The sequence below is a fragment of the Knoellia sp. AC549 genome (genome assembly GCF_979258975.1).
The window spans coordinates 3,337,802-3,352,295 of sequence record NZ_OZ409890.1 but is presented as its reverse complement, the minus strand read 5'-3'; the positions used below and the strand labels follow the sequence as shown (position 1 = coordinate 3,352,295).

Here is a 14,494-nt window from a genome sequence, read left to right as displayed (position 1 = left end):
TCAGCCGTGGTCCGAGGCGCGTGTGCGCGCGAGCCCGGCAATCGCCTCGGCGACCTTGATGGGGTCCAGGGGGTGGGGCACCGCATCGTCGGCGAGGGACCAGGCGGCGAGCCAACCGTCCTGGGGGCGACCCGTGAGGACGAGGATGGGCGGGCAGCGGTAGATCTCGTTCTTGAGCTCGCGGCACAGACCCAGGCCACCGTTCTTGGCGGCCTCACCGTCGAGGACGACGACGTCCCAGCCACCGGCGTCGAGCGCCTCGGTGACGGCGAAGGCCGTCGCACACTCGAGCCAACGAGTGACCTCGACGTCGCGGGCAGGACGACGGCCCGCCGCCGCGCGCACGGCGTCACGGGTGGTGATGTCGTCGCTGTAGAGCAGGACGGAGACCTGGTGGGCGGGGCCGCCTCCGGTGGTCGCCGGACCCGTCGTCGCGTGGTCAACCGGGTGTGCTGAGGTCATGCCGTCATCCTAGCCACGGGGGGTTCCTGCGCCGGACACCACCAACCCGGGGGTCGGTGCAGCATTCACAGAGGAATGCGGCAATAATGACGCTCGTGGCGATCGCAGAAACAACGACTCGAGTCTCCGGTCCGGTTCCGAGCATCCCGGACTACGGTCCGGCGACCCGACCCAACATGGTCGCGGTCGGCACGATGGTCTGGCTGGCCAGTGAGCTGATGTTCTTCGCGGCGCTGTTCGCCTTCTACTTCTCGCTCCGCGGCAACCTGCCGGAGCAGTGGGACATCCGGACCGAGCAGCTCAACGTGCCCTTCGCCTTCGCCAACACGGTGATCCTCGTGATCTCGTCCGTGTGGTGCCAGCTCGGCGTCTGGAAGGCCGAGAGCGGGCAGGTCGCCCGCACGGGTTCCTTCCGGCAGTTCAAGCAGTGGGGCATGCGCGAGTGGTACGTCCTGACCTACATCTTCGGCTCGATCTTCATCGCCGGACAGGTCTACGAGTACGCCCACCTCGTCCACGAGGGCATCACCCTGAGCACTGACTCCTACTCGTCGATCTTCTACCTCGCGACCGGCTTCCACGGCATGCACGTCACCGGTGGCCTCATCGCCTTCCTGCTCATCATCGGACGCACCTTCACGACGCGCCGCTACACCCACCTCCAGGAGACCGGCGCGGTCGTCACCTCCTACTACTGGCACTTCGTCGACGTCGTGTGGATCGCGCTGTTCGCGATGATCTACCTGCTGCAGTGACGTGACCAGTCTCCCGACTAGCCTGACCAGCTCCACCGCACAAGACATCCCCGAGACCCCCGACAGGACCGCACCGTGAACGCACTGGCAGCCCGTCGCCGTCACCCGGCGGCGATCGCCATCCTGCTCATGCTCGGCCTTCTCGTGACCGGCTTCGCCTATGCGGCCGTCGCGCCGCAGCCCGCGCAGGCCGAGGCGAGCACCGCCGAGGACGTCGCCGCGGGCAAGAACCTCTTCGTCGCCAACTGCGCCTCGTGCCACGGTGTCAACGCCGAGGGCCGCGCCACCGGCAACGACGACAGGATCGCCGGACCCGCCCTCGCGGGCGTCGGCGCAGCAGCCGTCGACTTCCAGATGGGCACCGGCCGCATGCCGATGCGCCAGCCGAGCGTGCAGGCCGAGCCGTCCGACGTCCAGTTCAGCCAGGAGGAGATCGACCAGGTCGCCGCCTACATCGCGTCCCTGGCTGCCGGCCCGGCCGTGCCCTCCGAGGAGGACGTCGACCCGGCCAAAGGAGACCCCGCCAAGGGTGGTGAGCTCTTCCGCGTCAACTGCGCCATGTGCCACAACTTCGCCGGCGCCGGCGGGGCCCTCACCCGCGGCAAGTACGCACCGTCACTCGAGGGCGTCGAGGGCAAGCACATCTACGAGGCCATGGTGACCGGCCCGCAGAACATGCCCGTCTTCAACGACGCCAACATCGCCCCCGAGGACAAGCGAGACATCATCGCCTTCCTCAAGTCGGTCGAGGACGCGCCCCAGCAGGGCGGTCACGCCCTGGGCTCACTCGGACCCGTCACCGAAGGCTGGTTCGCCTGGTTCTTCGGACTCGGCCTCTTGGTCGCCGCAGCGGTCTGGCTCGGCCAGAAGTCGGCCTGACCGTGCGCGCCGCCGCTCCCCACTCTCCGTCGACAGGATCGAACGACCGATGAACGAGCAGGACAGCCACTCCACCCGAGGCGAGGTCATCCCCACGGGTGAGTTCGGTTCGGGTGCCGTTCGCCTCGATGAGGGCCACGTCGTCGGTGACGGCGGCATCCCCGAGCGCTTCGAGAACCCCGGCTTCGCGCCCCACGTCCACCGTGGCACCGACCTCGACGAGGTCGCCGCCAAGCGCGCCGAGCGCGTCGTCGGAGGGCTCTTCCTGATCTCGATCCTGGGCACGCTCGGCTTCATCGTCGCCTACTTCGCGATCGACGAGCAGGCCACGATGTTCGTCCCCGGCATCGGCCGGACCAACGCCCTCCACCTGGTCCTCGGCGTGACCATGGCCGCGTCCCTCCTCGGCATCGGTTTCGGCGCGGTCCAGTGGGCCAAGGCCCTCATGCCCGACGAGGAGGAGGTCGAGGAGCGTCACCTGATGCGCTCGGCCGACGAGCACCGCGAAAACTTCGTCAACATCCTCGGTGACGGCGCAGAGACCTCGCACCTCACCCGTCGGCCCTTCATCAAGTACGCCATGGGCGGGGCCCTCGGCCTGTTCGCCGTGCCGGTCGTCCTCCCCCTCATCGGCGGTCTCGGACCCATGCCCGGCGATGACCTCTCGGTGAGCTTCTGGAACGGCGAGCAGGAGGACGGCACCTACCTCAACGCGCCGATGCGCCTCGTGCGCGACCCCCAGAACACACCGATCAAGGCCAGCGACGTCACCATCGGCTCGGTCTTCCACGTCCTGCCCGAGGGTCTGCTCGACCTCGACCACCACGTCCTCGAGGAGAAGGCCAAGGCGGCCGTCCTCCTCATGCGCCTCGACCCCGACGAGATCGTGTCGCAGAAGGAGAAGGACTGGGGCCACCAGGGCATCGTCGCCTACTCCAAGATCTGCACCCACGTGGGTTGCCCCGTGGGCCTGTACGAGCAGCAGACCCACCACCTGCTCTGCCCGTGTCACCAGTCCACGTTCGACGTGACGCAGGACTGCAAGGTGATCTTCGGACCGGCCAAGCGCGCCCTTCCGCAATTGCCGATCACCGTCGATGATGAGGGGTATCTCATCTCCAAGGGCCCGTTCAAAGAGGCTGTCGGACCGAGTTTCTGGGAGCGTGGTTCCGCATGAGCACCGAGACCTTCCCCACCGGGCGACCGGCGGACCGCCTTCGGGACGGCGACACCGAGGTGACGCCCGGGTCGAGCGCGACGGCCCGCAAGGCCGGCGGCATGGCCGGGTGGATCGACGACCGCACGAGCGCCGCCAAGGGCGTCAACTACCTCCTGCGCAAGGTCTTCCCCGACCACTGGTCGTTCATGCTCGGCGAGATCGCGATGTACTCGCTGATCATCTGCCTCATCTCAGGAGCCCTGCTCACCCTCTGGTTCGTCCCCAGCGCCGGCCAGATCGTCTACGACGGGTCGTACGTCCCGCTGCGGGGCCAGACCGTGTCCGAGGCCTACGCCTCGACGCTCGACATCTCGTTCGACATCCCGGGTGGCCTCCTCGTCCGCCAGATCCACCACTGGGCAGCGCTGATGTTCGTCGTCGGCCTCACCGTCCACATGTTCCGCGTGTTCTTCACCGGGGCCTTCCGCAAGCCGCGTGAGCTCAACTGGGTCATCGGCACCGTCCTTGCCCTCCTGGCAGCGATCGAGGGCTTCGCCGGCTACTCCCTCCCCGACGACCTCCTCTCCGGAACCGGCCTGCGGGCCATGGAGGGCTTCGTCCAGACCGCTCCGGTCATCGGGTCCTACCTCGCCTACGGCATCTTCGGTGGCCCGTTCCCCGGTGAGGCGATCATCCCGCGCCTCTACAGCGCCCACGTGCTGCTTCTGCCGGCGATCATCGTCGGCCTGTTCACCGCGCACATCATCCTCGTGGCGGTCAACAAGCACACCCAGTTCCCCGGGCCGGGCCGCACCAACGACAACGTCGTCGGCTACCGCGTCATGCCGGTGTATGCCGCCAAGGCCGGCGGGTTCTTCTTCATCGTCTTCGGCATCATCGCCTTGATTTCGGCCCTGTTCACGATCAACCCGATCTGGGCCTACGGCCCCTACGACCCCTCGCCGGTCACCGCCGGCTCCCAGCCCGACTGGTACATGGGTGCCTACGACGGCGCGCTGCGCCTGCTGCCCGGTTGGCTGGAGTTCCAGATCTTCGGGAACACCCTGTCGCTCAACATCGCGCTCGGAGCGCTCGTCCTGCTGCCGTTGGTCTACATCGTCATCGGCGTCTACCCCTTCGTCGAGCGCTGGGTCACTGGAGACACGGGCGAGCACCACCTGCTCGACCGCCCGCGCAACAACCCGACGCGCACCGGCATCGGCATGGCGGGGATCGTCGCCTACTCGGTGTTCCTGTTCGCCTCGGGCAACGACATCATGGCCATCAAGCTCGGCATGTCGATCAACGACCTCACCAGGTTCTTCCAGATCGGCCTGTTCCTCTTCCCGCCGCTGGCCTTCATCGTCACCAAGCGCATCTGCCTCAGCCTGCAGCGCCACGACCGTGAGCTCGCTCTGCACTCGCGGGAGTCCGGGCGCATCATCCGCGGTGCGGACGGCTCGTTCCACGAGCGGCACGACGCCCTCACGGACCGGGAGCGGTGGATCCTCGTGCAGCACGAGCCGGTCAAGCCCCTCGAGCTCAGCCCCGACGTCGACGAGAACGGCGTCGCGCGGCCGGCTGCTCGCAAGGAGCGGCTCCGCGCCAAGCTGTCGCACTTCTACTTCAAGGACGCCGTCAACCCGGTCACCCCGGCCGAGCTCGCAGCGGCCCACCACGACGGCCACCACGCCGAGGAGATCGAGGCACCCTTCGACTACGAAGGCATCGAAGGCACGCAGGACCATGGTCCGGGCGACGGTGGCCACGGCGCCGACACCGATGCCGGCGCCGACTCCTCCATCGGCAGCGCCAGCCGCGTCAGGGAGTGAGGGCGCGCGGCGGGCCTGACGGACCGCCGCCTCCTGCATCATCGACAGTGACCTCGAGGACCTCTCCTCGGGGTCACCGTCGTCTGTGGGGCCCACCCTCCCCGGGGTGCCGCTGACCCCCCACATCGCCGGGTCGCGAAAGAATGGTCGCGAGGATGTCGAGAACCGGCTCACGGTTCCGTCTCAGGGGTGTCGGCGGCCACTCGGGTCGCGACGGGACAAGGAGAGACCACGATGGCGAAGTACCTGCTTCTCAAGCACTACCGCGGCGGACCGGAGCGACAGCTCCACGAGGACGTCCCCATGGACCAGTGGACGCCGCAGGAGGTCAGCGACCACATCGCCTTCATGGGTCACGTCGCGGACACGCTGCGGAAGCAGGGTGAGTTCGTCGACGAGCGGGCGCTCTCGCCCGAGGGCACGTTCGTGCGCTTCGGCGGCCAGGGCAAGCCACCGGTCACCGATGGCCCCTTCGCCGAGACCAAGGATCTCATCGCCGGATGGATGGCCATCGACGTCGACTCGAAGGAGCGGGCCCACGAGGTCGCAGCCTTCCTCTCGTCCGCGCCCGGTCCGGGGGGCACGCCGCTGCACGAGTGGATCGAGGTCCGGCCGTTCCTCGAGGCACCGCCCGAGATCGACGGCTGACCCCGAGAGAGCCTCATGCGCGACCTGGACGGACTCTTCAAGGACCTCGGTCCCCGCGTCCTCGGCGTCCTCGTCCGGCGAGGTGCTGACTTCGCCTCGGGCGAGGACGCCGTCCAGGAAGCGCTTCTCGAGGCTTCCCGCAGCTGGGCCGCACACCGCCCCGACGACCCGTTCGCCTGGCTCGTGACGACGGCCTGGCGCAAGCACGTCGACGCGATGAGATCACACAGCGCCCGGCGCCGGCGCGAGCTCGCCGACCACCAGCAGCCCCCAGCGGGGCCGGTCACGGGGGCGGACGAGACCCTGCTCCTGCTCTTCCTGGCCTGTCATCCGGCGCTCACGCCCGCCTCGGCGGTGGCACTGACCCTGCGGGCCGTCGGTGGCCTCACGACGCGTCAGGTGGCCACGGCATACCTCGTGCCCGAGAGCACCATGGCCCAGCGCATCTCGCGGGCCAAGCGCACCCTGGCGCAGGAGCGCCTCACCGAGCCCGGGGACCTCGGCGTCGTGCTCCGGGTGCTCTACCTCATCTACAACGAGGGCCACACCGGCGAGGTCGACCTGGCTCAGGAGGCCATCCGCCTGACCCGCCAGCTGGCGGCCTCGACGAGCGAGCCCGAGGTCGGTGGGCTGCTCGCCCTCATGCTGCTCCACCATGCCCGACGACCTGCTCGGTGGGCGAGCGACGGGGCGCTCGTGAGCCTGACCGACCAGGACCGCGCATTGTGGGACACCACGCTCATCGCCGAGGGCGTCGAGATCCTCCAGTCGGCTCTCGCGCAGGACCGCCTGGGCCAGTACCAGGCACAGGCGGCGATCGCCGCCCTCCATGCCGACGCACCCACCGCCGACCAGACGGACTGGACCCAGATCCTGGAGTGGTACGACGAGCTGCTCCGGCTGCACCCCACCCCCGTCGTCGAGCTGAACCGGGCGGTCGCCGTCGGTGAGGCCGACGGACCCCTGGCCGGGCTGGCCGCGGTCGCCCGGGTCCCCGAGAGCGTGCCCAGGCATGCCGCCGTGCGCGCGCACCTCCACGAGCGCGCCGGCGACCTCGCCCGGGCCCAGGCCCTGTATGCCGTGGCCGCCCGTGCCGCAGGCAGCGTTGCCGAGCGTGACCATCTCACCCGCCAGGCGGCTCGGCTGCACGCCCGTCCACCGCAGCCATGACAGGGTTGGGCCGTGGAGCCCATCGATGCAGCAGCCTTCGAGTCAATCGTCGAGGAGTCGCTCGACGAGGTGCCCGAGGAGCTCATGGCGATGCTCGACAACGTCGTCTTCCTCGTCGAGGCCGAGCCCCCGGCTGATGACCCCGACCTCCTCGGTGTCTATGACGGCATCCCGCTGACCGAGCGTGACTCCGGGTGGGGCCTGGGCAACCTCCCGGACCGCATCACCCTCTTCCAGGGGCCGCTCACGCGGATGTGTGATGACCTCGAAGAACTGCGGGAGGAGATCGCCGTGACCGTCGTCCACGAGATCGCGCACCACTTCGGCATCGACGACGCCGCGCTGCACGAGCTCGGCTGGGGCTAGCTCGCCGTGGAGCCGTGCGAGTCGCGGTGGTGGCGCCGCAGGGCGTCCCCACCGAAGTCGTCCCGCAGGTGACGCAGGACGGAGTGGGCGTGGTTGGCGCCGTCCTGGGTGTTGTCGTACTCGATGAGGAACACCGGCGTCGTGAGGCAGTAGTAGTGCCCCTGACCGACCGCGGTGCCACCCGCCCAGGCGAAGGCCATGTCGTCGGCGGCGAGGTCCATCGCCTCGGTCCAGCACTCCTCGGCGTAGGCCGTGGGCAGGCGATCGAGGTAGCGCCCGGCCAGTGCGTCGAACGTCCGCCGCTGGGCGCTGTCGAGCTCCGCCCGCCGGATGCCGGTCGGCAGGACGCTCGGGTCGACGACCGGGTCCATCGCGCTGAGGATGTCAGCCGGGGCGGTCTCGGAGCTGACGGCAAGCTGGCGTTGGGCCGGTCGTAGCTGGGCCACAAGATCGCGTGCGAGATCCTCCTCGCGCCCCAGGAGGCGCGTCCCGGCATGCTCACCGTCCGTGAGGTGTGCCGGTTCGGACCCGATGAAGTGCGGAGTGGCCGTGAACGCCTCACCCACCACGCTCACGTGTACCCCGACGTGGTGGCCGCCCAGCCGCCACGCCCAGGTCGTGTCCGAGCCCGGTGTCCCGTGGACCCGAAGCCAGTAGCGGTCGCCGCTCGGGGTCTGCCCGGAGAGGGACCTGCGACGTTCGCGCTCGACCGCTATGGCACCGGCCACGAGGTCGGCACCCCGCTGCGAGTGCGAGGCCGCGATCAGAGCGCTGACGTGACCCAGCAGCTCGGGGTCGGCGTGCTCGAGCGAGAGGCCCGGGCGATCGCCGGGGAGATAGCTCCATTGGGTCCACGTGGGGTCATCCACGGTGGCCAAGAGGTCGACCCGACCGGCTGTCGACACGGCGCCGAGCAGGTCGGACGCCACGCGGGTGAGCCTCGTGGTCAGGTCACGGTCCGTCATGTCCGAAGTCGTCCTGGCCCCGGGTCAGAGGGCGTGGGGGCCCTTCCAGTACTCGAAGACCCAACCGACGAGCGCCGGGATGACGAAGAAGGCACCGAGGGCGACGAGCCACCAGCCGATGGCCAGGCCGAGGAAGATCAGGGCGCAGGACGCACCGAGCCAGAGCGGCCACCAGCTGTACGGGCTGAAGAAGCCGTAGTCCCCCGCGATGTCGCTGATCTCGCCCAGCGGGTCATCCTCCGGCGGGACGCCCTCGAGCTTGCGTCGGGTGATGTTGAGGTAGCCAGCGATCATGAAGCCGAGCAGCGCGGTCACGACCAGACACACGACGCCGATGGGCTCGGTCCACTTGTTCCAGGCGCCGTAGACGACCGCCATCAGGGCGGCGAAGACACCGAGGATGTAGCCGATCCGTTCCATCGCCAGCATGGTTCAGGACTCCTGCTTCTTCGTCGTGTTCGACATGGAGTCGTCGCCGATGTCGGCGGCGCCAAGTGCCTTGACGAGCCCGGTGGACTCGTAGCCGGCCGGGGCGGCCTCGGGGTGGTTGAGGTCGAAGGCCGGACGCTCGGAGCGGATCCGCGGGATGGAGTTGAAGTTGTGGCGCGGCGGCGGGCACGACGTCGCCCACTCGAGGGAGGCGCCGTAGCCCCACGGGTCGTCGGTCTCCACGAGCGGTGCGTAGCGCCAGGTCTTCCAGAGGTTGTAGAAGAACGGGAGCATCGATGCGCCGAGGAGGAAGGCGCCGGCGGACGAGATCTGGTTGGCGAGCGTGAAGCCGTCCTCGGGGAGGTAGTCGGCGTAGCGCCTCGGCATGCCCCAGATGCCCAAAAGGTGCTGGATGAGGAAGGTGGCGTGGAAGCCGATGAACAGCATCCAGAAGTGGATCTTGCCCAGCGTCTCGTCGAGCATCCGACCGGTGAGCTTGGGCCACCAGAAGTAGAAGCCGCCGAACATTGCGAAGACGACGGTGCCGAAGACGACGTAGTGGAAGTGCGCCACGACGAAGTAGCTGTCGGTGAGGTGGAAGTCGAGCGCCGGGCTGGCGAGGATGATGCCGGTGAGACCGCCGAAGAGGAAGGTCACGAGGAAGCCGACGGCCCACAGCATCGGGGTGGCGAAGGTGAGCTTGCCGCCCCACATCGTGCCGATCCAGTTGAAGAACTTCACGCCCGTCGGCACCGCGATGAGCATCGTCATGATGGCGAAGAACGGGAGGAGCACCTGGCCCGTGCCGTACATGTGGTGGGCCCAGACCGAGACCGACAGCGCGGCGATGGCGATGGTCGCGTAGACGAGGGTCTTGTAGCCGAAGACCGGCTTGCGGGAGAAGACCGGGAGGATCTCGGAGATGATCCCGAAGAAGGGCAGCGCGATGACATAGACCTCTGGGTGACCGAAGAACCAGAAGACGTGCTGCCAGAGCATCACCCCGCCGCTGTCCGGGTCGAAGATGTGCGCCCCGAACCGCCGGTCGGCGCCGAGCGCGAAGAGCGCGGCCGCCAGCGCCGGGAAGATGAGGAGCACGAGGATCGAGGTGATGAGGACGGTCCACACGAAGATCGGCATCCGGAACATCGTCATGCCGGGGGCGCGCATCGTCAGGATGGTCGTGATGAAGTTGACCGAGCCGAGGATGGTCCCGAAGCCGCTGAGCGCCAGGCCGAAGACCCAGAGGTTGCCGCCCATGCCCGGGCTGTAGGAGGCGTCGGAGAGCGGGGTGTAGGCGAACCACCCGAACGCGGCCGCGCCACCGGGGGTGAGGAAGCCACCGGCCGCGATGAGGCCGCCGAAGAGGTAGAGCCAGTAGGCGAACATGTTGAGCCGTGGGAACGACACGTCCGGCGCGCCGATCTGCAGCGGCATCAGCGCGTTGGCGAAGGCCGCGAACAGGGGCGTCGCGAACAGCAGCAGCATGATCGTGCCGTGCATCGTGAACAGCTGGTTGAACTGGTCGGGGTTGTCCACGACCTGCATGCCCGGCTGCAACAGCTCGGCGCGGATGATGAGCGCCATGACGCCGCCCATGAGGAACCACGCGAACGAGGTGATGAAGTAGAGGTTGCCGATGACCTTGTGGTCGGTCGTGGTGACCCACTTGACCACCGTGGCGCCGGGCGCGAGCCGCGGCCGTGCGCGAGTGGACTCGCGCTCACGGAGCATGGTGCTGGTTTCTGTTGCCGCGCTCATCTGGTCAGTTCCTCAGCTCTTCGGGCAGCTTCTCGTCCTCGCCGGGAACCAGGCCCGAGCCCTCACGGTTGAGGTCGGTCCCGAGCATGCCGGTCTGGCCGCGTGACTCCAGGTCGGCCAGGTGCGCGTCGAACTCCGCACGCGGCACCACCTTGACGTTGAACAGCATCTGCGAGTGGTAGGCGCCGCACAGCTCCGCGCACTTGCCCTTGAAGGTGCCTTCCTCGGTCGGGACGACCTGGAACTTGTTGACCTTGCCGGGGATCATGTCGAGCTTCTGCAGGAACTGCGGCACCCAGAAGGAGTGGATGACGTCGCGGGCGGTGAGCACGAACTCGACGCGCTCGCCCACCGGCAGGTACAGGGTCGGGATGGTCTCCTCGGCGCCCGGCTCCCCCGTGAGGATCGCCTGGGTGCCGGTCTCGTGGACGTCGCCCTCGACGTAGTTGAAGTCCCAGGACCACTGCTTGCCGACGACGTTCACCGTCACGGCCGGGTCCTTGGAGGTGTCCAGCAGGGCGCTCTGGTCACGAGCGGTGTAGAAGAAGAACACCGCGACCATGAAGATCGGGACGATCGTGTAGAGGATCTCCAGTGGCACGTTGTAGCGCAGCTGCACCGGGAGCTCGTTGTCGTCGCGGCGGCGACGGTAGGCCACCACGCACCACAGGATGAGGCCCCACACGAGGGCTCCCACGAGGAGTGCGGCGATCCAGGCGCCGATCCAGAGCGAGCGCACCCGCTCGGCGTTCTCGGTGACGCCCCGGGGCAGGAAGCCGTCCTTGACGTCACCCAGCTCGCACCCGCTGAGAGCCGCCATCGCGACCACGGCCACGAGGGCCCAGATGGCCGCCCGGCGGCCGCGTGTGCGGGGCGTGAAACGGTCGTCCTGCGGCACCGCGGCACCCTCCTGCTTCGTCTGCTGGAACACGAAGAAAGACTAGTGCATGGAAGGGATCGGCCCGGGGACGGGTGGCGTTACGGTCGAGGCGTGCTGGACGCCACCCGCAGCCCTCTGCACCCCTCCGCCCGCGACACCCTGCTCGCGGCCCTCGACGCGGGGTGGGCCGATCCTCGGCGCCTCCATCGGGACGGTCGCCGGGCCCGCCTCCTCCTCGACCGCGCCCGCGAGAGCGTCGCCGCGTCGCTGGGCGTCCGGCCCGACGAGGTGTCCTTCCATCCGAGCGGCGCGCACGCCCTGCGCACCGGGGTGGCGGGTCTGCGACATGCACGCCGTCGCGTCGGCGCCCGAGTCGTGACGTCCGCCGTCGACCAGGCCGTCCTCCTCCATGAGGCCCACGACGCCGACCCCGAGGCCGACCCCCTGCCCGTCGACCGGTGGGGCCGCCTGCTGCCCGAGACGCTGCGCTCCGCCCTCGCTGCCGGTCCGCCGGTGGCGGCGGTCGCCCTCCAGCAGGCCAACGGAGAGGTCGGCACGACGCAGCCCCTCGACGACCTTTTCCCGGTATGCCGTGCAGCTCGCCTTCCGCTCCTGGTGGACGGCACCTCCTCGCTGGGGCGGATGGCCACGCCTGACAGCTTCGACGTCCTCGCCGGGGACGCCTCCTGCGTGGCCGGGCCTCCGCTCGGGGTGCTCGTCGTCCGCACCGGCACGCGCTTCGACCTGCCGGGCCCACGGTGGGAGCCCGAGCACGGGCGTGAGCCGGCCGATCCCTGGGTGCCGCTCGCCCTGGCCGCTGCGGAGGCGTGGCAGCAGACCACGCACGCGCGTGCTGCCGAGTCGGCCTCGGCCCACGCCCTCGTCGACCGGATCCGGGCGGCTGCCGCCGACATCCCGGACGTCGACGTCGTGGGCGACCCGAGCGACCGACTCCCCCACGTCGTGACCTTCAGCGCCCTCTATGTCGACGGCGAGAGCCTCGTCGACGCCCTCGACCGGCGCGGCATCGTCGTCGCGTCCGGGTCGGCGTGCACCTCGAGCCGTCTGGAGCCCAGCCACGTCCTGGCCGCCATGGGCGCCCTCACCCACGGCAACGTCCGCGTCACGCTCCCCCTCGAGGCCGTCGCACCCGACCGGGCGAGCGACGTGGAGACCCTGTGCCGCGAGCTCCCCGGCGTCATCGCCGACCTGCGCTCACGCCTCGGGGTGACCGACCTGTGAAGCCTGCTCCCGATCCGCACCCGTCGCCCGATGTCGATGCCCGAGGCCTCAAGTGCCCGCTGCCCGTGATCCATCTCGCGCGGCTGGCGCGTGAGCTGCCCTCCGGCACAACGGTGCTCGCCTGGGCCGACGACCCCGCAGCCGAGGCGGACATCCCGGCATGGGCCCGGATGCGCGGTCACGTGGTGACCGTCGAACGACAGGGTGCGCACACGGCATACACCGTCGTCCTGGGGTGAAGCTCAGCCGAACCGCGCGGGCGGCGCCTGCAACGCCTCACCGAGCGCTGCGAGGTATCGCTCCCGTGGCCACTCCTGCACCCCGAGCCGTGCGAGGTGCTCGGTGGCCCACTGGACGTCGATGAGCCGGCGTGGGTCGGCGTCGGCGTGGACGATGTCGACCAGAGCGGCCAGGGCGACCTTGGACGCATCGCGCTCGGAGTGGAACATCGACTCACCGGCGAAGAGACCACCGATCGCGATGCCGTAGAGCCCGCCGACGAGGGACCCGTCCCGCCACGTCTCGACGCTGTGCGCCCAGCCGAGCCGGTGCAGCCCGGTGTATGCCGCGATGATCTCGTCGGTGATCCAGCGGCCCTCGCGCTCGGGGTCGGCGCACCGCGCCATGACGTCGGCGAAGGCGGTGTCGACGCGGATCTCGAAGCGGGCCCTGGCCTTCTTGAGGGAGCGCCGCTCGCGGAAGCCGCCCGGCACGAGCACTCCCCGTGGCTCGGGAGACCACCATCCGATGGGTCGCGCGCCGTGGTCCCCGAGACCCATGGGGAACAGACCGGCGCGGTAGGCCATGAGCAGGGTCCCCGGCTCGAGGTCGGCACCGGCAGCGACGAGGTCCTCGCCGGCGCTGGGCCGGACGTGCCCGAGGGCCCACTCGCTCGAGGGCGGCTCGACAGGGGGGAACGGGACGCTCACCGGCGTGGGGTCAGGGCCTCACGCAGGTGATGTGCGGCTCGACCTCGGCGGCCGAGTCGTCACCGTAGGACTGCGCGAGCCGGTCGAGGAAGGCCGTCTTGTCGAGGACGTACTCCTGGGTGCCGATCGTCTCGAGGACGTAGGTCGCCAGAAGGGACCCGATCTCGGCGCAGCGACGGTGGCCCAGGCCCGCCGAGAGCCCGGTGAGGAAGCCGGCGCGGAACGCGTCGCCGACGCCGGTGGGGTCCGCCCGACGCGTCTCGCCGGCGATGGGGACCTCGATGGGCTCCTCACCGCGGGTGATGATGACGGCGCCGTCCTTGCCCTTGGTGATGACCCGGGTCGTCACCTGGGCCTCGATGTCGGCGGCGCTCCAGCCGGTCTTCTGCTCGGTGAGGTGCGCCTCGTACTCGTTGGTGAAGAGGTAGTCGGCGCCCTCGATGAGCTTGCGGATGAACGGCCCGTCGGCGAAGGCGAGCTGCTGCGACGGGTCCGCGACGAAGGTGATGTCGCGGCTGCGGCACTCGTCAGTGTGCCGGAGCATCGCCTCGGGGTCGTTGGCGCCGATGAGGACGAGGTCGAGCGGGGCGGCGTTCTCGATCGGGCCGAGCTCGATGAGCCGCGCCTCGCTCATGGCCCCGGCATAGAAGGTCGCCATCTGGGCCATGTCGTCGTCGGTCGTGCAGACGAAGCGGGCCGTGTGCTTGGTCGTGGAGATGAGGACGTGGTCGCAGTTGACCCCGTGCCGGCTCAGCCAGCTGCGGTAGTCACCGAAGTCCTCCCCGGCCGCGCCGACGAGCAGGGGCCGCTGGCCGAGCGCCGCCATGCCGAAGCAGATGTTGCCGGCCACCCCGCCTCGCCGGATCTCCAGCGTGTCGGCGAGGAAGCTCACCGAGATCTTGTCGAGCTGCTCGACGACGAGGGAGTCGGCGAACCGACCCCTGAAGGTCATGAGGTGGTCGGTCGCGATGGACCCGGTGACAGCGATACGCACGTCGGCAACCTACCTCCTCGCCG

General features: G+C 69.4%; 16 protein-coding genes. 9 read left to right on the top strand and 7 right to left on the bottom strand.

The window, feature by feature from the left end:
- A complete protein-coding gene (locus tag ACZZ98_RS16295; protein WP_463517220.1) occupies positions 1–462 on the bottom strand; it encodes a response regulator transcription factor in 462 nt (153 codons plus the stop codon).
- Positions 463–548: 86 nt separating this feature from the next.
- Here ACZZ98_RS16295 and ctaE point away from each other — a divergent pair, with 86 nt between their 5' ends.
- The 7 genes from ctaE to ACZZ98_RS16260 all read left to right on the top strand — a co-directional run bounded on the left by ctaE (position 549) and on the right by ACZZ98_RS16260 (position 7,271).
- Positions 549–1,217 carry an aa3-type cytochrome oxidase subunit III gene (gene ctaE / locus ACZZ98_RS16290; RefSeq protein ID WP_463517219.1) on the top strand — a complete coding sequence of 223 codons (669 nt, stop codon included), beginning with the start codon at positions 549–551 and terminating at the stop codon, positions 1,215–1,217.
- A 75-nt stretch (positions 1,218–1,292) separates the two neighbouring features.
- The gene (qcrC, locus tag ACZZ98_RS16285) at positions 1,293–2,096 is read left to right on the top strand and encodes a cytochrome bc1 complex diheme cytochrome c subunit (protein ID WP_463517218.1); all 804 of its coding nucleotides are present in this window, start codon (positions 1,293–1,295) and stop codon (positions 2,094–2,096) included.
- Positions 2,097–2,145: 49 nt separating this feature from the next.
- A complete protein-coding gene (gene qcrA, locus ACZZ98_RS16280; RefSeq protein ID WP_463517217.1) occupies positions 2,146–3,273 on the top strand; it encodes a cytochrome bc1 complex Rieske iron-sulfur subunit in 1,128 nt (375 codons plus the stop codon).
- Positions 3,270–5,087, top strand: a complete 1,818-nt coding sequence (qcrB, locus tag ACZZ98_RS16275; protein WP_463517216.1) for a cytochrome bc1 complex cytochrome b subunit — start codon at positions 3,270–3,272, stop codon at positions 5,085–5,087. Before qcrA ends, qcrB begins: the two co-directional genes overlap by 4 nt.
- Before the next feature lie 234 nt (positions 5,088–5,321).
- Positions 5,322–5,735, top strand: coding sequence for a YciI family protein (locus ACZZ98_RS16270; protein ID WP_463517215.1), 414 nt, complete (start codon positions 5,322–5,324; stop codon positions 5,733–5,735).
- Between the two features lie 15 nt (positions 5,736–5,750).
- Positions 5,751–6,905 carry an RNA polymerase sigma factor gene (locus tag ACZZ98_RS16265; RefSeq protein ID WP_463517214.1) on the top strand — a complete coding sequence of 385 codons (1,155 nt, stop codon included), beginning with the start codon at positions 5,751–5,753 and terminating at the stop codon, positions 6,903–6,905.
- 12 nt (positions 6,906–6,917) lie between these two features.
- A complete protein-coding gene (locus ACZZ98_RS16260) occupies positions 6,918–7,271 on the top strand; it encodes a metallopeptidase family protein (protein WP_463517213.1) in 354 nt (117 codons plus the stop codon).
- Here the strand turns inward: ACZZ98_RS16260 and ACZZ98_RS16255 are convergent.
- From ACZZ98_RS16255 to ctaC, 4 genes are read right to left on the bottom strand one after another with little or no spacing between them, the layout of a single operon-like run.
- Entirely contained in the window at positions 7,268–8,236 is a 969-nt protein-coding gene (locus ACZZ98_RS16255; protein WP_463517212.1) for a DUF3500 domain-containing protein, read from the bottom strand. The genes ACZZ98_RS16260 and ACZZ98_RS16255 overlap by 4 nt on opposite strands.
- A gap of 24 nt (positions 8,237–8,260) precedes the next feature.
- Entirely contained in the window at positions 8,261–8,665 is a 405-nt protein-coding gene (locus ACZZ98_RS16250) for a cytochrome c oxidase subunit 4 (RefSeq protein WP_463517211.1), read from the bottom strand.
- Positions 8,666–8,668: 3 nt separating this feature from the next.
- Positions 8,669–10,399 carry an aa3-type cytochrome oxidase subunit I gene (ctaD, locus tag ACZZ98_RS16245; protein WP_463517800.1) on the bottom strand — a complete coding sequence of 577 codons (1,731 nt, stop codon included), beginning with the start codon at positions 10,397–10,399 and terminating at the stop codon, positions 8,669–8,671.
- Positions 10,400–10,430: 31 nt separating this feature from the next.
- Positions 10,431–11,357 carry an aa3-type cytochrome oxidase subunit II gene (gene ctaC / locus ACZZ98_RS16240; protein WP_463517210.1) on the bottom strand — a complete coding sequence of 309 codons (927 nt, stop codon included), beginning with the start codon at positions 11,355–11,357 and terminating at the stop codon, positions 10,431–10,433.
- Positions 11,358–11,417: 60 nt separating this feature from the next.
- Here ctaC and ACZZ98_RS16235 point away from each other — a divergent pair, with 60 nt between their 5' ends.
- On the top strand, positions 11,418–12,548 hold the full coding sequence (locus tag ACZZ98_RS16235) for a cysteine desulfurase family protein (protein ID WP_463517209.1): 1,131 nt from the start codon (positions 11,418–11,420) through the stop codon (positions 12,546–12,548).
- Positions 12,485–12,787 carry a sulfurtransferase TusA family protein gene (locus tag ACZZ98_RS16230; RefSeq protein ID WP_463517208.1) on the top strand — a complete coding sequence of 101 codons (303 nt, stop codon included), beginning with the start codon at positions 12,485–12,487 and terminating at the stop codon, positions 12,785–12,787. Before ACZZ98_RS16235 ends, ACZZ98_RS16230 begins: the two co-directional genes overlap by 64 nt.
- Positions 12,788–12,790: 3 nt before the next feature.
- Here the strand turns inward: ACZZ98_RS16230 and aat are convergent, their stop codons facing one another.
- Entirely contained in the window at positions 12,791–13,477 is a 687-nt protein-coding gene (aat, locus tag ACZZ98_RS16225) for a leucyl/phenylalanyl-tRNA--protein transferase (RefSeq protein WP_463517207.1), read from the bottom strand.
- Between the two features lie 10 nt (positions 13,478–13,487).
- Positions 13,488–14,471 (bottom strand): carbohydrate kinase family protein, encoded by a 984-nt coding sequence (locus tag ACZZ98_RS16220; RefSeq protein WP_463517206.1) that lies wholly within the window; start codon positions 14,469–14,471, stop codon positions 13,488–13,490.
- Positions 14,472–14,494: the final 23 nt, after the last annotated feature.